At 72.0% G+C, this 21,457-nt stretch carries 15 protein-coding genes and 2 pseudogenes; 11 read left to right on the forward strand and 6 right to left on the reverse strand.

Going from position 1 to position 21,457, the window contains the following annotated elements; genetic code table 11:
* The 3 genes from ACFYNL_RS34900 to ACFYNL_RS34910 form a co-directional block, all read right to left on the reverse strand.
* Positions 1–1,500, reverse strand: a 1,500-nt coding sequence (locus tag ACFYNL_RS34900; protein ID WP_388810894.1) for a hypothetical protein, incomplete at its 3' end; no start/stop codon positions are given.
* A complete protein-coding gene (locus ACFYNL_RS34905) occupies positions 1,497–2,528 on the reverse strand; it encodes a hypothetical protein (RefSeq protein WP_388810897.1) in 1,032 nt (343 codons plus the stop codon). The genes ACFYNL_RS34905 and ACFYNL_RS34900, both read right to left, overlap by 4 nt.
* Positions 2,529–2,737: 209 nt before the next feature.
* On the reverse strand, positions 2,738–4,054 hold the full coding sequence (locus tag ACFYNL_RS34910) for a hypothetical protein (RefSeq protein WP_388810900.1): 1,317 nt from the start codon (positions 4,052–4,054) through the stop codon (positions 2,738–2,740).
* A 232-nt stretch (positions 4,055–4,286) separates the two neighbouring features.
* On the opposite strand from ACFYNL_RS34910, the gene ACFYNL_RS34915 reads away from it, so the two are divergent.
* The 4 genes from ACFYNL_RS34915 (at position 4,287) to ACFYNL_RS34930 (ending at position 7,509) form a co-directional block, all read left to right on the forward strand.
* Positions 4,287–6,368 (forward strand): hypothetical protein, encoded by a 2,082-nt coding sequence (locus ACFYNL_RS34915; RefSeq protein ID WP_388810903.1) that lies wholly within the window; start codon positions 4,287–4,289, stop codon positions 6,366–6,368.
* A 74-nt stretch (positions 6,369–6,442) separates the two neighbouring features.
* A complete protein-coding gene (locus ACFYNL_RS34920) occupies positions 6,443–6,931 on the forward strand; it encodes a hypothetical protein (protein WP_388810906.1) in 489 nt (162 codons plus the stop codon).
* The gene (locus ACFYNL_RS34925; protein WP_388810907.1) at positions 6,915–7,133 is read left to right on the forward strand and encodes an ANTAR domain-containing protein; all 219 of its coding nucleotides are present in this window, start codon (positions 6,915–6,917) and stop codon (positions 7,131–7,133) included. Before ACFYNL_RS34920 ends, ACFYNL_RS34925 begins: the two co-directional genes overlap by 17 nt.
* A 148-nt stretch (positions 7,134–7,281) precedes the next feature.
* Entirely contained in the window at positions 7,282–7,509 is a 228-nt protein-coding gene (locus tag ACFYNL_RS34930; protein WP_388810909.1) for a hypothetical protein, read from the forward strand.
* A 7-nt stretch (positions 7,510–7,516) separates the two neighbouring features.
* Here ACFYNL_RS34930 and ACFYNL_RS34935 read toward each other — a convergent pair.
* A pseudogene (locus ACFYNL_RS34935) lies at positions 7,517–8,067 on the reverse strand (LysE family translocator); the annotation flags it as partial.
* Positions 8,068–8,346: 279 nt separating this feature from the next.
* Here ACFYNL_RS34935 and ACFYNL_RS34940 point away from each other — a divergent pair.
* The 7 genes and pseudogenes from ACFYNL_RS34940 (at position 8,347) to ACFYNL_RS34970 (ending at position 18,916) form a co-directional block, all read left to right on the forward strand.
* Complete coding sequence (locus ACFYNL_RS34940; protein ID WP_388810911.1) at positions 8,347–9,276, forward strand: alpha/beta hydrolase; 930 nt, start codon at positions 8,347–8,349, stop codon at positions 9,274–9,276.
* Between the two features lie 288 nt (positions 9,277–9,564).
* Positions 9,565–11,124 (forward strand): annotated as a pseudogene (locus tag ACFYNL_RS34945) (LuxR C-terminal-related transcriptional regulator); the annotation flags it as partial.
* Between the two features lie 291 nt (positions 11,125–11,415).
* Positions 11,416–11,661 (forward strand): DUF5133 domain-containing protein, encoded by a 246-nt coding sequence (locus tag ACFYNL_RS34950; protein ID WP_388810914.1) that lies wholly within the window; start codon positions 11,416–11,418, stop codon positions 11,659–11,661.
* A gap of 132 nt (positions 11,662–11,793) precedes the next feature.
* A complete protein-coding gene (locus ACFYNL_RS34955) occupies positions 11,794–12,780 on the forward strand; it encodes a hypothetical protein (protein ID WP_388810916.1) in 987 nt (328 codons plus the stop codon).
* Between the two features lie 207 nt (positions 12,781–12,987).
* Positions 12,988–14,853 carry an HSP90 family protein gene (locus ACFYNL_RS34960; protein WP_388810919.1) on the forward strand — a complete coding sequence of 622 codons (1,866 nt, stop codon included), beginning with the start codon at positions 12,988–12,990 and terminating at the stop codon, positions 14,851–14,853.
* A 2-nt stretch (positions 14,854–14,855) separates the two neighbouring features.
* On the forward strand, positions 14,856–17,795 hold the full coding sequence (locus tag ACFYNL_RS34965; RefSeq protein WP_388810922.1) for a hypothetical protein: 2,940 nt from the start codon (positions 14,856–14,858) through the stop codon (positions 17,793–17,795).
* A gap of 155 nt (positions 17,796–17,950) precedes the next feature.
* Positions 17,951–18,916 carry a YihY/virulence factor BrkB family protein gene (locus tag ACFYNL_RS34970; RefSeq protein ID WP_388810924.1) on the forward strand — a complete coding sequence of 322 codons (966 nt, stop codon included), beginning with the start codon at positions 17,951–17,953 and terminating at the stop codon, positions 18,914–18,916.
* Between the two features lie 87 nt (positions 18,917–19,003).
* Here ACFYNL_RS34970 and ACFYNL_RS34975 read toward each other — a convergent pair whose 3' ends face one another.
* Both ACFYNL_RS34975 and ACFYNL_RS34980 read right to left on the reverse strand, forming a co-directional pair.
* On the reverse strand, positions 19,004–19,726 hold the full coding sequence (locus ACFYNL_RS34975) for a hypothetical protein (protein ID WP_388810927.1): 723 nt from the start codon (positions 19,724–19,726) through the stop codon (positions 19,004–19,006).
* 119 nt (positions 19,727–19,845) lie between these two features.
* On the reverse strand, positions 19,846–21,273 hold the full coding sequence (locus ACFYNL_RS34980) for a Gfo/Idh/MocA family protein (protein ID WP_388810930.1): 1,428 nt from the start codon (positions 21,271–21,273) through the stop codon (positions 19,846–19,848).
* Positions 21,274–21,457: the final 184 nt, after the last annotated feature.

Here is a 21,457-nt window from a genome sequence, read left to right on the forward strand (position 1 = left end):
GATGACGCCGTCGACGATGTCGCCGTCGTTGAAGTACTTGATCGTCTCGTCGATCGCGGCGAGGAAGGCTTCCTCGTTACCGATGTCGTTGACCGACACCTGCGGGCTGAGCGCGGACGACGGCCGCAGCTGAACTGCCGCACCCGACGCGGTCAGGAGGTGGCGAGGTGCTGCCGCGGGCGGGGGCGCGAAGTCCGAGGGTCTCGCGCTATCCGCTGGTGTGGTGCGTTCGTACCGTGCGGCCGGGCGCGGGGAGGCGGTTTGCCGGTCCTTGCCGATCTTCTCCGCCAGCCGCTGACACACCTGGTACGACGCCTGCACCAGGTGGGCGACGGGGTGGTCTTTCCCGACCAGTGCCGTCACGTTCTGCCACTGCAGATGCAGGTCCTGGAGGACGTCCGCGGTACGTGTCCGGTCGTAGTCGACGCGTGCGCACTCCAGGCGGGCGACGGCGAGGTTGCCGACCGCGGCGAGCGCCTGCGGGTGGCGGGCGCCGACGTGCCGGTTCAGCCGCTTGCAGATGAACGCCAGGTGGGTCGTGGCCTTGACCAGACGCAGGGGCGACCGGGCGGCACGGGCGCATTCGACGTGGACGGCGGCAAGTTTGCCCTGCACCACGAGGGCCCGAGGGTGGTCGGCCCCGAGCATGGCGGAGAGCCGCTGGCTGGCTGCCTCCAAGACGTTAGCCGCCTGTTCGAGGCGGGCGTTGGCCCGTGCGTCGCGTGCGTTCTCGATGACGGCCAGTGCGAGCTGCGCCACGATCAGGTACCCCTGCGGGTCCCGAGGATCCAGTGCCTCGATCGCGGCCAGGGAAGCGCTGCCGAACTCGGCCATCGCTCCCTGGCCCACCGGGCCGGGTGCCTGCCTGCGGGCGAGCAACACCTTTACTCCGGCCAGCAGTTGACTGACCTCGACGGGGGGTGTGCCGACGGCTTCCGCCACTAGGAGGTCGGCCTGCGCCAGCCAGCGTGCCGCCTGTTGTGGCTGCTCGGTGCCGACGCTTATGGCGGCCAGGTTGGCCGCCGCACGCACGGCGGCCCAGTCCTGTCGATCGGAGACATTCCGATTCGTGCTGCCGGCGACCGGGGCGGAGCCGTCCGCCGTCCCGTCCGCGGCGGATGCGCCGCCGGGCTCCTCTTCCGTCATGGTCGCGTCGACTTGTGTCGCTTGACGACTGGTCAGCAGACGGTGCGCCTCATTGGGATGGCCGAGACACGTGAGCAGCACCGCACAGCGGTTGGGGTCCCCACCCGGAGGGTAGCCAGGAGGAGGATCGGTGACCAGACGCTGGACCAGGGAGTGCGAGGAGGTGTGCAGACCCATCTGGTAGAGGAGCCACGCGAGTCTCAGCACGGTCGCGAGGTTCGTACCGGATACGGGTACTTCTCCGGCGGCGCATCGGTCGGTGAACGCCTTGAGCGAGTCGGGCACGGCCGTACGGTGGGTCTCACGCAGGACTTCTTCCGCGCAGGCTACGGCGTCTTCGTATGAATTGATCACGCTTCACCTCCCTTGTCCTCAGCGGCCGATCGAAGTGTGCGCAGCGCGTCCGTGAGGTCGTCCACCGACCGTACGCCGAAGGCGGTCAGGTCGAGCGGGTCGACCAGTTTCGTTTCACCCAGGTAGGCGAGAAAGCGCAGGTAGTCCTCTGTTTGTGCGCAGAGCGCGTTCAGTACCGGATCCCTGATCTCTTGCGGTGACCATGCGGGGAGGTCTGCCGTGGGTGATATGTCCAGCATCGAGGTGCTGAAATCCCCTTGGCCGTGTTCCGGCGGGGATTGAAGGTGTGCACCGGCGTGCACGGACGCTTCGGGCGCCCTTCCTTCTTGCGCCAGCGCCGGCACTTCGGTGGCGTGCACCGGTACCGTCGCGGTGTCGTGTGCGCAGGACTGGCGTTCTCCCGCGAGCAGGCTGGTCGCCAGTCCCAAAGCCGAAAGGCCGGGGAAGGCTTCCATCGCGCTGTCTATGGATGTGGCGATCATGCTGTGGGGAGGGCTGGGGGAGAACCGCGGGAAGTCGGGCGACATCAATACGCCGACCAGCGGGCTTTCCTCTGCTTCCTCGGTGATGCGTTCCACCGGCCCGCCACCGAAAGTGGCGTGGTTCCTGACCGGGCTGTCGGTGGCGAGATGGATGGCGACGCGGCACGGACTGTGCGGTGAGTGATCGTGGACGACGTCGTCGACGGTGCCCTGCAACGGCCGTCTCACGCGTGGGGGCGTGTAGGGGGCGCGCCAATCGTCCCCTTTGGTCGCGTGATCCATACGGGGCGTGGGAAGAACCTGGCTGGGCCGGGCTATGACGGATATCAGCGCCAGACCGGCGTCCACCTGCACGTCGACAACTTCACCGTGGACGTCGTCGCTGCGTTCGTCGACCATCCTCAAGGTGACGCGGGCACCCGGCTCCAGGTCTGCGACGCAGTCGGTGAGAGTCATCGCGTAGTAGCGGGTGACGAAGAAGGCAGCCCCCAGCAGGTCGTCGTCCCCGTACAGGTCCACCCAGTACTCGTCGTCGCTCTCACTCATCCGTACCTCTGGTCGGTTCGGGTGCCGGTCACAGCCCGAGAAGCTCAACTGTGCGTCCACCAGCTTTCCGTAGGCGCCCCGTGTGCATGGAACTCACAACGCTGCCGTGTTCCGGCGTGATTTCGCTGCTCGGGAGAGAGAAAAAGTGAGGCGCACGGCAGCAGATGCGGCGCACAACGGAGCGTCTGACATCTCGCGCGCGCCCCTTGTCACCCACGCCCGAGTGCGCGGCTGGCTCCTGAGATGACCGCGGTGGCGAGCAGCCACCCCGACACGATCAGGAAGACGGCCACCGCCTTGTCCGCGCCGACGGGGTCGAACGCCGAACGGTAACCCAGGGAGATGACCGGTATCAGGAGGTCAATGCAGTACAGCACCGGGTCGAAGGCGCGCTGGCCCGACCCTTTCACGGGTGCGGGCGCATGCACGGAGAACCAGCTGGAACCGGCTGCCACCAGCGCCAGCAACCACAGCAACGCCCGCCGCGGGGCGTAGCCGTAGCCGAACAGCACGTCCTGCACCGCTCCCCAGACGCGACCGGTGAGCCTGTCCGCACGGCGCAGATGTCGCTCGCGTGCGTGCCGCACGGTCCGGACCGCCCGCTCGTCGCCCGCCGCCTGATAGGAAGCAGCCAACTGCTCGAACACGCTCACTCCGGCGTCCCGGTCCAAGGCGAGCCAGGCCAGCCGGTCCTTGACCGAAAGCGGGGTGAGGGAGCCCAGGCGTTTGTACACGAGCCCCTCGATGTCCAGACGGCCGGCCGCCGGCCATGTGGCGGAGTCGTCGACCAGTGCCCCGACCTGGGCGTCCCGCAGCACGATGCGACCTGGCGGAGAGGCACGCAGGTCGAGCCGCAGCCGCGGAGTCGTCAGCCTGCTCAGGATCAGCTCCCCGTGCTGCCCGGCCAGGGTGGCGTCGTGAAACGTGACCACCGATTCCACGACGGCTCCCCGCAGCAAGACCTGCCCGCGGGACCGAAAGCCCCAGTCGGCGTAGAACCCCCGACCGCACGAGAGTCCGGTGGCGTCGATGCCCCCGACCTGTGCTTGGTGGAAGTACACGGCGTGCGCGACCCTGGCGTCGCGCAAGTACACCGCGCCGTCGGCCTGGAGCGCCCTCCCCTGCACCGCGCCGTCGACCCTCAACCGCGGGGCGAACAGGGACCACAGGCCGCTGGAGTGGACACGCAGTCGCTCCGCGGCGAGACTGCCCGAGATCCGGGCGTCCGCGAGGCGCAGTGGCGCCTCCGTGGACGGCTCGGCCACCCTGCGGGGGCCCTGTACGCCGTCACGTACAGTAGCGGTCTCCGAGCCCAGGGACATGGACTGTCCGGGTGCCGTACCGATGACACAGCCCGACATCGTGACGTCGCCGTCCACGGACAGGCCGTCGGCGAGGACCGCGGGTGCACGCGAGTCGCTCAGATCGAGCGACGTCGCCTGCAGACCACGCAGATCGATCGGACCGAGGAAAACGCACCGGACGAACTCCAGCCCGAACTCCAGCTGCCGGTGTGAGAGCTCCACCGGTCCCAGCACCCGAGCGCCCTCGACTCGGCAGGGCCCGGACCCCGGGACATGCTCGGCCACGGCCTCCTGAAGGAAACGCCCGTTGACGGGCCTGCCTCGTGCGATCGCGCGCTGCACACGGCGCATCGCCCCCGTCCACGCCATCCCCGGCTCCCCCTGCTGCTCACCTTCCGCAGGCATATCACCACAACCGGCATCCGTATGGACGCGGTTCGGACAGACTGATGCCATGAGCGGGTTGACGTACTTCGGCGCTGAGGCGGACGCACAACTGCAGCGGTGGCAGAACAGCCGACGCAGTCTGGCGTTCGCCGAAGAGCTTCCCGACGGCGGCAGCGGAGCACGCCTCGCTTTCGTCTACCACGAAGGAGACGCCGACCACCGCCAGCAGAAGCTGCTGCTCAAACTCTGCGCCGACGAAGAAGGGGCCACCACCGAACCCAACGACCTGGAAGCGGCGTGGAGTTCGGGTCCCGCGTTCCACCAGGGTGGGCCCACCTTCGACTTTCCTCGTCGCCGCTTGATCCGCCAGGTCTATCCGCCCATCCCCGTCGGCAACACCTGGCTGATGTTCCTCCAAGTCGCCCTGGACGAGCGGGCGCGCCACCCCTTGCAGCCGTTGAGCGTGGTTGAACCCCGGGCGGCGAAGGCCAAGGTGGCTGCCGCCGTCATCCACGCCGTCCTCGCGGAGTGGAATCCCGACCCGCGCGCCGACCACGAGATGGCGGCCTCGACGTTCCTCCAGAAGGCGCTGGGCCACCGAGCCGATCCAGAAAGTCGACTTTCCCGCGCCGCCGAACAGCTTCTCGGCCCCGACCGGCACAGTCCCATGATCACATTGCCGGGGCGGCCGGACCCTGTGCCCAACCCGACGCCGTTCTGCTACCCGCATGCCCTCGACGGTCTGAAGCCACCCACCGTGGCGCTGGGCCGCGCGCACTACGACCTGCACCCCGGGAACATCATGGTGGCCACACAGCCGTCGCTGAGGCCCGACTCCTTTCGACTCGTCGACCTGTCCCGCTTCCAGGAGACGGGCCTGCTCCTGCGTGACCCCGTGCACCTGATGCTCTGCCTGGTGTGCGACTACCTTCCCGGGCTGGACGAGCAGGCGAGCAGGGAACTGGCGCACATCCTGCTGGTTCAGGACGAGGACAGCGTGGACCCGAACGAGAGCCTTCTGCCGGGCGGGCTGCTGGCCACCGTCCGGCTCCTGCGCACCGCCTCCGACCCATGGCGCCAGGAGCGCGATTACGCCCATTCCGACTGGCACCCCCAGTACCTGCTCGCTCTGCAGGCCTGCGCGCTGATGTTCGTGACGCGCCGCACCCTGGCACGGGAACAGCTGTGGTTCCTCGGCCTGGCGGCCGACGCCTGCGCGGCCTTCCATTCCGTCGCCCGCCCCCTCTCCCGGAGCGTCCCCGCACACGAACCAGCCCGGGACATGAGCGCGGCCGGGCCTGCCGTCCTCGGCGACCCGGCAGCAGGGCTTCCCCCGGAACTGCAAGCCGAACTGGTTCGCCACGAGCGGCAATTGCGGCACCTGCGGGCGCGCTGCGGCGACCCGCGGTTCGACAGCGTGTTGACCGACAACCTGCGCATCGTTGTCAACCGGTGTGCCAGGCTGGCGGATCTGGCGGACGACGGTCCTCCGACCGAAGCCGCGCTGACCCTCCAACGGCAGGCCTCGGACGTACTCGAAGCCGCCGACGCCTTGGCGGCGGAGCGAACGGGCCGAGTAGACCGAACGAACCGAGCAGGCCGAACGGACCGAGCAGATGGGCCAGACCGGACGGGGCGAGGGAGTCATGACGGCCCCGCCCACGCCGACGGCGCCGGGACGGCGCGTGACGCCTTCGTCGCCGCTTTGACAGATCTCCTCGAACATCCCGGCCGTATCGCTCAAAGCCCCCCGTACGGCGCCCCCGACATCGCGCGTCCACCCCGCCCGACTCCGGCCGAGCCGCCCACCGCCAAGGTGCTCCGGCTCCCCCTCGCACAGTGGCGGGGCACCGGTGCGGCTGCCGAACTGGCCGCGCTCCTCAAAGACATCGACCGTCTCCCCACCGATGCGAGCGGCCCCCGGACGGCTTACCTGGCCCGGCGGCTGTGCGACAGAGCCGCCCGGCTTGCGAACGTCGTGACCGGCCTGGACGCCACCTTGCTGCGCAACCAGCTCGTGGAGAGCGGGGAACTGATGCTCCGGTTCGACTCCACCACCGCGCCCGAGGAGACCCTTGAAATGCTGCGACGGGCCGGGCGGCGCTTGCGCGCCTACGGTCACGAGCTCTGGCCCCACGAGATCGACTGACCCGCTGCCCAGGCCGCGCAGTGAGCAGAGAGAGCGTCGCGTTCGCAGGGTTTCTCCAGGCGTGGCAGGCAGACGTGGACAAGAACCTGGACGCCTCGCAGAGCGCGATGAGGGCGAAGAGCTACGACGAGCAGCTCCAGAGGGTGCAGGCCGCCGCCCAGAACCTCCACGAGCTGTGCGCAAATCTGGAGCAGAGCCTACGGAAGGCCATCCGGTCCGGAACGATCGGCACCGACCTCCGTGACCTCCACCAGAGATGCAAGGGCGCCAGAGGCGAGCTGGATCACCTCCTGGCAGCCGTGGCCGAGGCGCAGGACGGTCGCATGGCGGTCACCGGAGAACAGCGGGCCAATGCCAACCTGCGCCAGATCCGCGCGGAGATCGTCACGCTCAAAGGGCAGATCGAGAACGGCACGGAAGAACTCCTCGACTTCGTCGAAGACGTCCGACGGGATCTGTGCGCGGAAGGCAACAGCCGTCCCTCGGCCTCGATCCGCCGGGCCGAGGTACACCTGCAACTACCCGAGAGCGACTCCTGGAACGACCGTGGGGCTTCCGCTTGATCCGGCGGAACCGCTGTCCGCCGTGATGCCGCTCGGCAGCGTCATGCAACAACAGCAGTGCACCGCGGAGCAAGCCTTCGACCTGCTGCGCCGACTGTCCCAGCCGACCAACCTCAAGCTCCGTGACGTCTGCACCCGCCTGCTCACCGACATCGCCGGCCGGCCCCCCGTTCCCAGCCCGCCCCTGCGGCCCCAGCCGTGACGTCCCGGGCCGGGTGACGGGTGTCTGTTGGACGCGGCTGTCGGGGCAGGGGCCGACGGTATGTGCCGGGCGGATAGCCGATGTTGCGGTCCGGCCGCGACCTGTCCCGGGACGTTGCCTGTGCGGCCGGCCCCGAGTTGGACCGCGTATGAAAGACGCCTTCGCAGCACTGGACGGCGCGTACCGAACGCACCCCGACCCGCTGCCCTGCCCGTACTGCGCCAGTCTCCTTGCCGCCCACCGCAGAGGTGATGCCCCGCCCGGCGCGGGGGAGGAGGACGACGGCAGCACCTTCGTGGCCTGGCTGAGCGTGTGCATGGCGCTCGTCGCAGGGGTGAGCGTGTTGCTGACGTTGGCCGGAGCGTTGGCCGGGTGACTCCCTCGCGCGGGACGGTCGCGAGGGGCTGCCTGGTCGCCGCGGCCAGCCCCCACAGGCTGTCGAACGCCAGCGCCATGAGGTTGAAGACCAGGCCCAGCAGCAGCATCTGCGCCCTGGTGCTCCCGCCCTCGCGTTCGGCGAACTGGGGTAGTACGGCAGCGAAGAAGACGATGGTCTTGGGGTTGGACACCCCGACGAGGAACCCCTCCCGGAGCGTGCGCAGCACGCCGCCCGAAGAGCTGTCCGCGACGAACGAAGCACGCAGGGACCGTCGTTCGCTCAGGGCCTTGACCCCCAGGGACACCAGGTAGGCGGCACCGGCCAGCCTCAGCGACAGGAAGACCACCGCCGACCGCTCCACGACCGAACCGATTCCGCACGCCACCGCCACCACCAGGACGTACGCGCCGACGGTATTGCCCACCACGGTGGTCAGCGCGGCACGGCGGCCCTGCTCAGGGCGCGCCCGATCACGAACAGCACGCTTGGCCCGGGCATCACGATCAGCAGGAACGACATGGCCGCGAAGGCGAGGAGACGGTCGGTGGGAACCATGCGCACACGGGAGCACACCTGCCCCGTTCTGCTCAATCCCCGGGGTGAGATCGAGTAGCGGTTACTCGGCCGCGCCTTCAGGTGGGCCGCCGGGGAGCGGGGAGCTGAACGGCGCGCCACGAGACCGGTGACATTGCCGGTCCGCACTCGGGGGCCGGTCCCCGACAGTGGCTGGGCCAGCCCAACGGCGGTGCCCCACCGCGCCACGCGGCCGACTCCCCATGTCCCGCATGCCCGCGGCCAACGGGCCACCCGCCACGACAGAGAGGACGACTCGTCGTGCGACTCCCTCCCCACAGCGACTCCCGCACCCATGCCTGCGCTGCTCCCCGGCGCCGGACCGGACGACTGGCCGGCGCCGCCGCGGCACTGGCCGCGGTCGTCGGCCTGGGCACCCTGGGCAGCCCGGGCGCCCGGGCGGCGGACAACCCCTACGAACGCGGCCCGGCCCCCACCACGGCCGGCATCGAGGCGCCGCGCGGCCCGTACGCCGTGTCGCAGACGTCCGTCTCCTCGCTGTCCGTCACCGGGTTCGGAGGCGGCACCATCCACTACCCGACGAGCACCAGCGACGGCACCTTCGGCGCCGTGGCCGTCTCGCCCGGCTACACCGCCTACGAGTCCTCGATCGCCTGGCTGGGACCGCGTCTGGCCTCGCACGGATTCGTGGTGTTCACCATCGACACGCTCACCACACTCGACCAACCCGACTCCCGCGGACGCCAGTTGCTGGCCGCCCTGGACCACCTCACCCAGCGCAGCTCCGTGCGCGGCCGCGTCGACGCCGGTCGCCTCGGCGTCATGGGCCACTCGATGGGCGGCGGCGGCAGCCTGGAGGCAGCCAAGTCGCGACCCGCCCTCCAGGCGGCGATCCCGATGACCCCGTGGAACCTCGACAAGTCCTGGCCCGACATCAGCACACCGACGCTCATCTTCGGAGCCGACGGCGACACCATCGCCCCGGTCTCCTCCCACGCCGAACCGTTCTACTCCAGCCTGCCCGCCGCATTGGACCGGGGCTACCTGGAACTGAACTCGGCGACCCACTTCACGCCCAACTCGTCGAACACGACGATCGCCAAGTACAGCATTTCCTGGCTCAAGCGGTTCATCGACAACGACACCCGCTACGAGCAGTTCCTGTGCCCGTTGCCCCGGCCGAGCCTGACCATCGAGGAGTACCGCGGCAACTGCCCGCACACGTCCTGACGCCACCCGCCGCACCTGCACCGGCAGCCGGGACAGCTGGGGCATCCGGGGCAGTCGGAAGAACCGAGGAACTCGTGGGAACGGTGGCGGACGCGTGCCGTGCGTCCGCCGCCGACGCCCGAGCGGCAGCCCCGACGCCGGCGTCAGGACACCCGGACGTCAGCCTTCCACTCGGCGATACGCGCAAGTAACGTCCCGGGAATGACCGGAGACACGAGCGGTGTTCCGGCGGTTCCCCCGTCAGGGAGCCGGCGGACAGGAGACAGTGCCGGCTCCGATCCCGTCAGCCGCGGTCTCGCCGAACTCGCTCGGGGCAGTCGGCAGTTGGCGGACGGGCCGGTGGGTGACGCCCGCGCGTCCCTGCTGCTGGCCGCGTCCCTGCTGGCCGCCGAGGCGCCGGATCGGGCCGAGGCCGCCTGCCTCCTCGCCGTGGACGCCGCCTGGGCGGCGGGAGACGTCACGGCCTGCCTGAGCATCCTCGACGGCACGGACCACGAGGGGCGTCACGGGGGTGACGCCGGACCGGACACCGGCGCGGGCAGCGACGCCACTGGAGACACGGCACGCACCCCCGCAGCCGTACCGAACGGCGACCGCACACCACCGCCCGAGTCCTGCGACCGTCCGCAACAGCCTCCGGTCCGCCCCGCGTACGTACGGGACTACCGTGACGGAATGCGGGCCTTGCTGGCCCGGCAGCCGGACCGTGCCGCCGGGCCGCTGCGGCGGATCCTGGAGCACGCCCGCGCCGACGACCGGCCGGATCACCTGCTCCGCGCGGCTGCGGCCGCCCTGCTGCTGGGAGACGTCCACGCGGCCCGTACCACGGGGGCCCGCGCGCTCGCGGCCGCCCGCACCGCCCACTGCGCCGCTTTCGAGGCCCGGGCCCTCGAGTACCTGGCCTACGGCGAACTGCGCGCCGGCCGGCACGCGCAGGCGCGCGCCCACGCCGAGCAGGGCGTCCGGGCCGCGCGGGTGGCCGGACACCGCAATACGGCGGCGAGCCACCATGCGATGCTCGCCCTCTCGGCCTCGATCGAAGGAGACACCACCGCGGTCGCCGGGTACGCCTCGGCGGCGCTGACAACCGCCCGCCGCCACGGCCTGACCCAAGCGGCGACGCTCGCCGAATGGGCCATCGCCCGCGCCGACCTGGCACGCGGCCGCCCTCTGGAAGCCGCCGACCGGCTCCGTCCACTCGTCGGGTCCGGCACCCGGCGCGGCCACTTCGCCGTCTGGATGCTCGCCGTGCCCTGCTTCGTGGAGGCCGTGGCACTCGCCGGGCGCCCGCAGGACGCACGGCCGGTCGTCACCGACCTCGCCGTGTGGGCCGCCTTCGGCGCCGACCCGCACGCGCCCGCCCAACTCGCCCGCTGCCAAGCCCTGCTCGCTCCCGGGGACCTGGCCGACGACCTCTATCTGCGGGCGCTGGCCCTGCACGACGAGTACGACGGCGGCGACTTCGAACGCGCCCGCACGGAGCTGCTGTACGGGCGGTGGCTGCGTCGGCGCCGCCGGCTGCGGGAGGCCCGCAGCCGGCTCGGCGCCGCTCTGGTCGGGTTCGAACGCTGCGGAGCCGGGGCCTGGGCCGACCAGACACGCGGCGAGCTGCGGGCCAACGGAGCCGCCGCGTCCGGGAAGGAGGCGAGCGCAGGACTGTCGGCGCTGACCCCGCAGCAGCTGCGCATCGCACGGTACGTGGCCGAGGGCGCCACCAACCGGGAGGTGGCGCAGCGGCTGGCCGTCAGCACCCGTACGGTCGACTACCACCTGCGCAACGTCTTCGCCGCCCTCGGCGTGCGCTCCCGCGTCGAACTGGCCCGCATGGTCGACCAAGAGGGCCGCTGATCCGCGCGGGCGAGCGCCGGGGCCGTGACGGTGTGTGACGGCTGGCGAGAGCCCGCCGTTACGGCCCGCGAAAGCCCACCGTGACGGCCGGCCGGAGCCCGCCGTGAGCAGGGCGATCACCCGGCAGGGGGATCCGAGCCCCCCGCAGGCATAGACCTCTGCGCTCGGGGCACTTGCAGATCCGCTCGACGCCGCCCGGTGCCGAGCAGCGGTGCGAGGGGGGGCAGGCCCAGGCCCCGTCCCTGCGCGCACCGACCCACTCGCGAGCCGTGCCCCGAGAGAGGAACCGCCATGCTCCTTCCGGCTGAGAAGCAACTGCGCGCCGGGTTGGCCCAGTACGCCCAGGCGTGCATCGAACACGATGTGCTGCCCAGCGGTCGCACCAGCCGCGCCCTGGAGGACGCCACCCGCACGCTCTGCGCCATGACCGGGGCCGCCGACGCCGCGCAGGCTCTGCTCGCCGCGGACGCGCTGCTGGACCGGTACCGCGCCGACCGTCGGAGCACTCCGAGAAGAGGAGGGGCACTGGCCGCATAGCAGCCCGGCGGCGGGAGCCGCGACCCGCCCCGTCCGGCTCGTGAAGCACGGGTGAAAACCCTGTGGAAGCGGTGTCGGTGGGGCCGTTTATGCTGCACCCGAAGATCACGCGGGACCAGGGGAGGGCGCGGCATGTTCGGCAAGCTGTTCGGCAGGGGTGCGGAGAGACCGGTGGCGGATCCGCACGCCCTTCCCGTCCCGCGCAGACAGAAGCACGGGATGTACACGCTGCGTGCGCTCGGGGACACCCGGGTGCTCGCGCTGGTGGAAGCGGCCGACGCGGGTGACTGGGAGGCGGTCAAGGCGGCGCTGGCCCCCTTCGATCCGGGCCGCGACCACCAGGTCCTGGGCGAACTCGCCGACCTGGACGGGGTGCAGGACTGGATCGGCAAGGCCGTCGACGAGGACAAGGAGCACCGGGCGACAGCGCTGCTGATATCCGGTGCGCGCCACATCAGCTGGGGCTGGGAGGCACGCACCGCCGAGCGTGCCGTGAACGTCACGCAGGAGCAGTGGCGGATCTTCCACGAGCGCCTCCACATCGCCGAGGAGCACCTGCTCGAAGCCGCCGAGCTGCGACCGGAGTGGGTCACGCCGTGGCGCCGTCTCCTCACGTCGGGCCGCGGCATGTCCCTGGGCTCCGCGATCAACGAGACCCGGCGCGACGCCGCCCTGCGCCGCGATCCGCTCGACCTGGAGACGCACCTCGAGTGGGTGTCGCAGCTGCAGCCCCGGTGGGGCGGAAAGCCGGGGCAGGCCCTGGCGTTCGCGCAGCAGTCGTTCGCCCGCGCCCCCGAGGGACACCGCCTCGGCTGCGTGATCGCCATGGCGTACATCGAGGAGTGGGTGGAGTCGGACCGCGGGGACTACCTCGCGACCGACGAGATCCGGGCGCAGTTGCGGGAGGCGGCGGACCACAGCATCCTCCACCCCGCCTACGTGTGGCGTCCTGGCTGGCAGCAGGACTTCAACGTGTTCGCCATGGCACTGTCCCTGGCGGATGAGCGCCACACGGTCCGGCGCGTCTTCCAGACGCTGGACGGCGCCTACACCACCTGGCCCTGGACCTACTTCGCGGAGCCGGAGAAGCAGTTCGCGCGCCACCATCGCCGCGCCTGAGCGGACGCGATCTCCGCCGCGCCCGAGCGGACGGGATCTCCGCAGCACCTGAGCGCGCGCCACCATCGCCGCGCCCAACCAACCTGCCACCACCACCGCCGTGCGCGAGCGCGCTCCACCGTCACCGCGCCCGAGCACGCGCCGAACCGCCGGGCCCGCCCCGCGCCCCGATCCTCACCCGCCGCCCTTCCCACCCCGGACTGCCCGATGACACTGCCCCACACCGCCGCCAACCCGCCCGGTACCGACCGCACCTTCCAGGTGGATCTGCGCGGCCTCGTCGATCTCCTCTCCCACCACCTCTACTCCAGCCCCCGCGTCTACCTGCGCGAACTGATGCAGAACGCGGTGGACGCGCTGACCGCCCGGCACGGCCTCGAACCGTCCGCCCCCGCCGACGCCTTCGGCGTCCGCCTGTACGCCGACGGTTCGGTGGTACGCGTCGAGGACGACGGCGTCGGTCTCACCGAGGCCGACGTGCACACCTTCCTCGCCACCATCGGCCGCAGCAGCAAGCGCGCCGACCGCATCGCCGAACAACGTGCCGACTTCATCGGCCAGTTCGGCATCGGCCTGCTCTCCTGCTTCCTGGTCGCCGACGAGATCCACGTGGTGAGCCGCTCCGCCCGCACCCCTGACGCGCCCGCCGTGGAATGGCGGGGCCGCGGCGACGGCAGTTACACCGTCCGGACCCTGCACGCCTCCGCCCGCCCCCGTCCCGGCACCACCGTCACGCTGACGCCGCGCGCCGACGCGGGGGAGTGGACCCGCCCGGCGCAGGTGCACGCGCTGTCCCGCCACTTCGGCTCCCTGCTGCGCCACCCCGTGACCTTCGACGACGGAACGGGCGGCAAGGACGGCCCCGGCGGGCCGGGCGTCCGCGTCAACCCCGAGCCCGCCCCCTGGGAGCGCACCTACCCCACGCCCGGCGCCCGTTCCCGCGCACTGGCCGCGTACGGCGAGGAGGTCTTCGGCTTCACGCCGCTGGACACCATCGAGCTGGACCTGCCGGCCGTCGGTCTGAAGGGCATCGCCTGCGTGCTGCCCGAGGCCGTGCCGGCCGGGCGCCGCCACGGCCACCGCGTGCACGTCAAGGGCATGCTGCTGTCCGAGCAGGCCGAGGAGATCCTGCCCGACTGGGCGTTCTTCGTCCGCTGCGTCGTCGACGCCGAGAGCCTGCGCCCGACCGCGTCCCGCGAATCCCTGTACGAGGACGACACCCTCGCCGCCGTCCGCGAAGCCCTCGCCGAGCGGCTGCGCGCCTGGATCGCCCGAGCCGCCGCCAGCGACCCGGACCTGCTCCACCGCTTCCTCCAGGCCCACCACCTGGCCGTGAAGTCGCTCGCGGTGCACGACGACGAGATCCTGCGGATGCTGCTGCCCTGGCTGCCGTTCGAGACCACCGACGGGCACACCACCCTCGACGAGTTCTCCCGCACCCACCGCACGGTGCTCGTGACGTCGAGCGTGGAGGAGTTCCGGCAGGTCGCGGCGATCGCCTCGGCCGCCGGTCTCGGCGTCGTCAACGGCGGCTACACCTACGACCGCGAACTGGTCCACCGGCTGCCCGAGATCCGGCCCGAGGCCACCGTCGCCGACCTCGACCCGGCCACCCTCACCGCCCACCTCGACCCCGTCGACCGGGAGACGGAACTCGCCGCCGCGGCCTACCTCGCCCAAGCCCGCGACGCCCTCGCCGTCTTCGACTGCGACGTCGCGCTGCGCACCTTCCACCCGGCCTCCGCCCCCGCCCTCCTCGTCGACAGCCGCGAGGCCCGGCACGAACGCACCCGCTCCCAGCTCGCCCGTGAGCAGGAAGGCGGCCTGTGGGGCGACATCCTCGGCGCCCTTCGTCAGGAGGCCCCGCGCGCCCAGCTGATCCTCAACCAGCTCAACCCGCTCGTCCGCACCGCCGTCACCATCGACGAGCCCGAGCTGGCCCGCACCAGCGCCGAAGCCCTCTACGGGCAGGCCGCGATGCTGTCCCGGCGCCCGCTCAGGCCCGCCGAGTCGAGCCTGATCAACCGCTCCTTCCTCGACCTTCTCGCCCACGCCCTCCGCAAGGACAGCTGACGATGCCCACCACACCCCATCCCCAGAACACGGACGAGCTGTACCAGGCGCTCCAGGAGAACGACCGGCGCCCCTACGGCCGCACCCGCACCGTCATCGCCGAGGAACTCGTCGAGGCCGCCGAGCAGTTCGCCGAACCCGTCCCGCTCGTCCGCGCCCTCCTGGAACTGCAGGAGGCGTACACCTACGGCTCGGAGCCGCGGAAGTCACCCGTCGTCTTCGCCCGGCTGCTCACCCTCTTCGACGAGCAGCCCGACGTCTTCGACGACGGCCTGCGCCACATGCTGTTCTGGCGGTTCAAGTGGGTGGCCAACGCCCTGCGCCACCTGCCCGAGATACCGCTGCCCAGCCTGCGCCAGTGGCTGACGGAGATGCGCGACCGGTACGAGAAGGCCGGCCTCGGGCTGCAGCCCTACTACGGGCAGGCCTACCAGCTCGCCGCCCACGTGGGCGAGGACACCACCCTCGCCTACGAGCTGTGGGCGGGCCGCACGCGCACCCGGCTCAGCGACTGCGAGGCCTGCGAGATCTGCGAGCGCGCCCTGTACCACCTCGCGGCGGGCGACGACGAGCGGGCGCTGCGCGCCTGGGACCCCGTCCTGAACGGCAAGGAGTCCTGCCAGGAGGAGCCCGCCCGCTCCGTCTCGTACGCCCTGCTGCCGCTGCTGCGCACCGGCCGCACCGACCAGGCCCGCGCACTGCACCTCACCGGCTACCGCGGCTGCCGCCGCAACCCCTCGATGGCCGGCGAGGTCGGCCGGCACCTGGAGTTCTGCGCGCTCACCGGGAACGAGGCACGCGGCCTGGAACTGCTCGCAGAGAACCGGAACCTGTTCGACGAGGTGGACTCACCGCTGGACCAGTCGGACTTCCTCACCGGTGTGGAGGTGCTGCTGCAGCGCGTCGAGCTGCTCGGCCACGGCGACCTGCCCGCCGCCGGATACGCGGGCCGCACCTGGACGGTGACCGCCCTGCGCGCCGAGGTGCGGGGCCGCGCCGACGACCTGGCCGCCCGCTTCGACGCCCGCAACGGAACCACGGCCCACACCGACCGCCGCAGGGCCCGCCTCGACCGTGCCCCGCTCCTGGACGCCCTGGAACTGACCCTGCGCACCCGCAGCCTCGACGAGGTGGCCCCGGCCGCCCCCCTCGCCGCGCCCGCTCCCCGCGCCTCGGCCGACACCGCCGAGGCGCTGCCCGAACTCATCCTCCGGGCAAGGGCGTTGGAGGAGCAGGGACATCCGGAGGCGCAGGCCTGCTGGGCCCGGCTGCGTACGCTCGCCGGCGCCGGCGACTACACCCACCCCGACGACCCGGCCGTGGGCCCGCTCGGCCGGCTGCGCGCGGACCTGCTGGCCGACGAGGCGAGCCGGGCCGGAGAGAAGGACGACCACGCCACCGCCGCCGACCTCCACGAGGAGGCCGCGGGCCTGTACGACGACGCCGGGCTGCCCGGGCACGCCGCGGTCGCCCGCGGCTGCGCCCTGCTCGCCACCGCCGAGATGCCCGCGGAGGACGCCGACGAAGCCGAGGCGAAGGTCGCCGCGCTGACCGCCGCCCACGCCCGTCTGGTCCGGCTGCACGAGGAGACCCCCGGCCTCGCCCCGTACCAGGAGGCTCGTCTGCTGCGCCTGCGGGCGACCGCGCTCGGCCTGCGCCTGCAGACCTCCGGCGACGAGGAGCACGTCGCGCCCGTCTTCGCCGAAGTGGAACTGCTGCACGCGTTCGCCACGCGCCACGACGTCGCCGGGCAGATCTCCGGGGCGCTGCTGCTGCGGGCCAGCACGCACGCCATCTCCGGCGATCTGCCCGCCGCGGTCGCCGAGATCGACGCGCTCCTCGACCGGCTGAAGGCGCACGGCCCCGCCTGGCACCTGCCCCGCACCCTCGGACTGCGCGGCCGGCTCCAGCTCGGGCTGCGGGACGCGCAGGCCGCGCACGCGGACCTGGCCGAGGGGCTGCGCCTGGCCGCCGACTGGCAGGGCGAGACGGTCGACACCGCCCGTCTGCACGGTGACCTGGCCGAGGCCTGCATGCACCTGGGCCGCACCGACGAGGCACTGCGGCATCTGACGCGCTCGGCGGAGCTGGAGCTGCGCCGCGGCAGCCGGACGGACGCGTTCTGCACCTACAGCAACGCCGCCCAGCTCACCCTCGACCTGGGCCGCGTGGAGGACTGCATCGCCCTGCTCGACTCGCTGCTGGCCGAGCCGGACGTCACCGCCGGTGAGCTGGACGACCGGCTCGTCGCCCAACTGCGCCTGACCCGCGCCCGCGCCCTGTACGCGGGCGAGGACCTCAAGGCCGCCACGGCGGAGTTCGTCACCCTCGCGGCCGAATCGGCCGGCTGGGACGACGACCCCGGCAGCCACGCCATGATCGCCGCCGAGACCGCCGTACTCCTCGGCGAGTCCGGCGAGTTCGACCGGGCCCGTGAGGCCGCGGACCAGGCGATCGCCGCCCACGCCCGGGCCCCGCGCTACGAGCAGCTCAGCAACTGCCTGCGCGAACTCGCCCGTCTGCAGACCCAGCGGCAGGGCCCCGACGGCCTGCCGGACGCCCTCGCCTACCTCGCCGACGCCGGCCGGATCGCCGACGAGGCCCGCGCCGCCGCGTACGAGGCTCACGGCCGCTCCCTGGACACCGCCCTGGCCTACGAGCACGGGCGGGTCAACGCCTACGCGGGCGAGTACGAGGACGCACTGGCCGCCCTGGAGAAGGCCCTGGCCCTGCTCGGCGAGCCGGGACCGGAGGACGGGCACGCCGGCGAGTGGGCCGAGTGCGTCCGCCTCGCGGGCGCAGTCGAGGGCCTCTACCTGGAACGCCCCGCCCCCGCCCTCACCCGCCTGGACGCGGCGGCCTCCCGCCTGTCCGCCCTCGGCCACACCGAGGCGACCGAAGCGCTCACCTCGTTGGCGGCCCGCCTGCGCGACGAGGAGTGACCCGGCGGACGACGGCGGTCCACCCCTTGCGGGTGTGACCGCCTCGCCGAACGGGGGACGGCCGTACGGGCCGGTGTCGGAAGTCCGAGGACGTAGGGGGAGGTTCACGGGGCATCCGGACCGGTAGCGGCCGCAGAGCAAGGAGCGTTGACGCCATGGGTACTGCCGTCCACGTCCCGCAGACCCGGGACATGATCGGGGACGAGCTCTCCGGAGACGAGGCGCTCGGCGCGTTGCGTCACTACGGGGGGTTGCGGCTGCTGGTCGATTCCTTCACCCGGTTCCGGTACGCGGACGGCTTCACCAACGCGCGGGCGCTCGCCTTCCAGGTGGTGCTCGGGCTGGTTCCGTGCACCGTGGCGTTGGTGGGGCTGGCGACCTCGGTGCACACGGAAGCCGTGGGCCGGATCATCGAGCTCACGCTGGGCCGGATCGTGCCCGGCGCCAGCGCCGATATCGTCCAGGACGCGTTCGAGGGGACGCGGCGCACCGCTCACGGCGACGTGTGGAGCACGCTCGCGCTGTGGCTCGGTCTGGGGTTCGCGCTGGTGAACCTCGCCTCGGCCATGGGGCAGATCGAGCGCGGCGCCAACCGCATCTACGGCATCGAGCGCGACCGGCCCTTCCCGCGCAAATACGCACGGGCGGGCGTCCTCGCGCTCGCCGCCGGTCTGCCCCTGGTGCTGGGGTTCGTGGTGCTCGTCGCCGGAGAGGCCGTGGGCGACGCGGTGGCGCGGACCGTCGGCCAGGAGAGCGGGGGCCCGCAGTGGTGGGCCGTGCTCGACCTCCCGGTGGGGCTCGCGCTGGCCTGGGTCGCCTCCGCCGTGATCTTCCGTTGGTCACCCCGCCGGGTGCAGCCCGGTTACACGTGGCTGGCCTTCGGCTCGGCCGTGCACCTGCTGCTGTGGGTGTCGGCCACCTGGCTGCTGGCGCTGTACGTCGAGCACAGCGGGGCCTTCGGCGCCGTGTACGGGCCGCTCACCGCCTTCATCGCCCTGCTGCTGTGGGCCAATCTCACCGCCGTCGCACTCTTCCTCGGCATCGCCTTCGCCGCCCAGCTGGAGGCGGCCCGCGCAGGCATCGAATCAGCCGTCCAGCCGGACCCCGGACCAGGCGCGTAGACGGTCGCGGCCGGCGCACTTCGTGCGATGCGATGCAATGCAATGCAATGCGGTGTGATGCGGTGCGCTGTGGTGCGGGCGACGGTTTCAGGGGGCGGGCCTGGGGTCGATCCACAGCGCTTCGGAAAGGGCGCACACGTCACCGTCCGCCGTGGCGAGCGCCACCCCCATCGTGTGCTTGCGGCCGGACTCCGACAGCAGCCACGCGTAGGAGACGTACGGCTCACCCGCGACGACCGGCCGCAGGATCGTGCCCGTCAGGGATGCCGTGACCGCCCCCGGTTGCTGGGCGCCGAGGAAGCGGCCCGCCCAGTGCCCCGGGCAGTCGAGAGCACCCCAGACCAGCGGGGTCGGGAGCAGGCCGTCCTGACCGGCGAAGACCCGGGACGGGACCCAGGCGGAGGCCACCAGAGCGCGATCCGGCACCGGGGTGCCGTGCACGCGAAGACCGCGGTCAGCCGCACGCAGACCGCAGCCGAAGCAGTCGGCCACACCCGATGGCGGCGCCGCCCGGAACCTCTCGGCCGCCGCGTAAGCCTCCTCCCAGGAGGGCGCGGCCGGCGGGTCGAGCCGCAGTTCGGCCGGGCGCGCCGCGGTGAGGCGCCGCTCGGCCTCACCCAACTCAGCACCGCCGTTCGCCGTTGCGGCGATCCGTACGGGGACGTCGAGCGGCACCGGCCCGCGGAAGTCCACCCGCACCGTCGGTGCCCCCACCCTCTGCGCCAGCAGGCCGGCGACATAGCCGCCGAAGGCCACCCGCGGGTAGCCGGCGTACAGCTCCGGCACCACGATCGTGTCGCTCGTCGTCATGATCACCAGTTCACCACACCCGGGAATCGCGCTCACCCCGATCGGGCGGTACGCCCGCCGTCCGCTCCGCGGGAGACGGAGGCGACGCCCACGGGGCCGAGGGCTTCGGCGCGGCGGCCTCAGCCGGCGGGCGGCATGTCCGTGGGTTCGGAGTCGAGTCCGGGGCGTCTGCCGGCCCAGGCGCCGCGGGTGAAGTCCGGGATCTCGACCGGGCGGCCCTGCCTCGCCAGCGACGCGGCGCTCAGCGGGACCGCCGCGCACCACGCCGCCGAGTCGTACACGTCGATGTCCGGTACCAGACCGGCGCGCATCAGCTGGACGGTGCGCCACTGCAGGACGTAGTCCATGCCGCCGTGGCCGCCGTTGTTCGCGGCGTCGTCGCCGACCTTCCGCCACAGCCAGTGGTCGAACTCCTTGCGGTAGTCGGCGAAGTCACGCCAGGTGTGGCCGCCGTGGTCGGGTTCGAGGTAGACGCGCGCGCCGGTCGGGGCGGGCCCCACGTAGTCCTCGACGATCCCGCGGCTGCCGGCGACGGTGTTGATCCTGCTGTACGGCCGCGGTGAACTGACGTCGTGCTCGGCCCGGATGACCCTGCCCCTCTCCGTCTCGATCAGGCAGGTCACCAGGTCGCCGTTGATGTACGTCTCCGTCCAGGACGGGTGGTCCCGGGGGACGAAGCGCTCGCGGTAGTCGGCCAGTCCCCTGGGCGCGGTCGCGGTGGCGCGCAGGGTGGTCATCCGGTCGCCGCGGTTGATGTCCATGGTTGCCGCGATCGGAGCGAGACCGTGCATCGGGTAGAGGGACGCGGTGCTGCGGGTGTGCCACAGCCGCCGCCAGGAGTCGGTGTAGTACGTGTCGGAGAAGAGGAGTTCACGCAGGTCGTGCAGATAGCCGCCGTGCCCGTGGGTGATGTCTCCGAACAGCCCGGCGTGCGCCATGCGCAGCATGGCCAGTTCGTTGCGGCCGTAGCTGCAGTTCTCCGCGAGGAGCAGGTGCCTGCGGGTGCGCTCGGAGGTGTCCACCAGGTCCCACAGCTGGCGCAGTTCGGTGGCGACGGGAAGTTCCACCACGGCGTGCCTGCCACTGTGCAGCGCGGCTCGGCCGTGTTCGTAGTGGAACTCCCAGGGAGTGGCGACGTACACGAGGTCGATGTCGTCGCGTCGGAGCATCCGGGCGTAGGAGTCCGCTGAACCGCCGTATTCGGCGGGGCGGGGCTCACCCTTGCTCACCAGCCGGTCGGCGGCGCGTCGCGCACGGTCGGCGCGGATGTCGCAGACGGCGGTCACGGTGCAGCCCGGTACGGCCGCCCAGCCCGTGATCATGCCTGCGCCGCGGTTGCCCAGCCCGATGACACCGACGCGGACCGTTTCGTGCGCCTCGAACGGCACGCCGATCATCGGCTTCTGTCCGGGACGCCTGCGCGGAGTCTGTCCGGTCGCGGCGGCCGCGGCCGGGGCCGAGGAGGCGGCCATCCCGGCCGCGAGCGCACCGCCGGCGACGGCTCCGCCCAGGAGCAGTCGGCGGGAGACAGCGGGTGTTTCGGACATGACGGCAACACTCCTCGTGGGGTGGTTCGCATCACTGCCGGGGCACTGTCGGGACGTTCGGGCATGACTCTGCGGGCTTCGACGGGGGCATGTCAATACGTGCTCGATGGAAAGCAGTTTCGAGCATGAACGAGCATCAGGAACAGCCGACGGCCGTGCGGAGCCGGCTTCTCCGGCGGAGGAC

Source organism: Streptomyces sp. NPDC007808, assembly GCF_042868655.1.
In the GTDB taxonomy this organism is placed as follows: domain Bacteria; phylum Actinomycetota; class Actinomycetes; order Streptomycetales; family Streptomycetaceae; genus Streptomyces.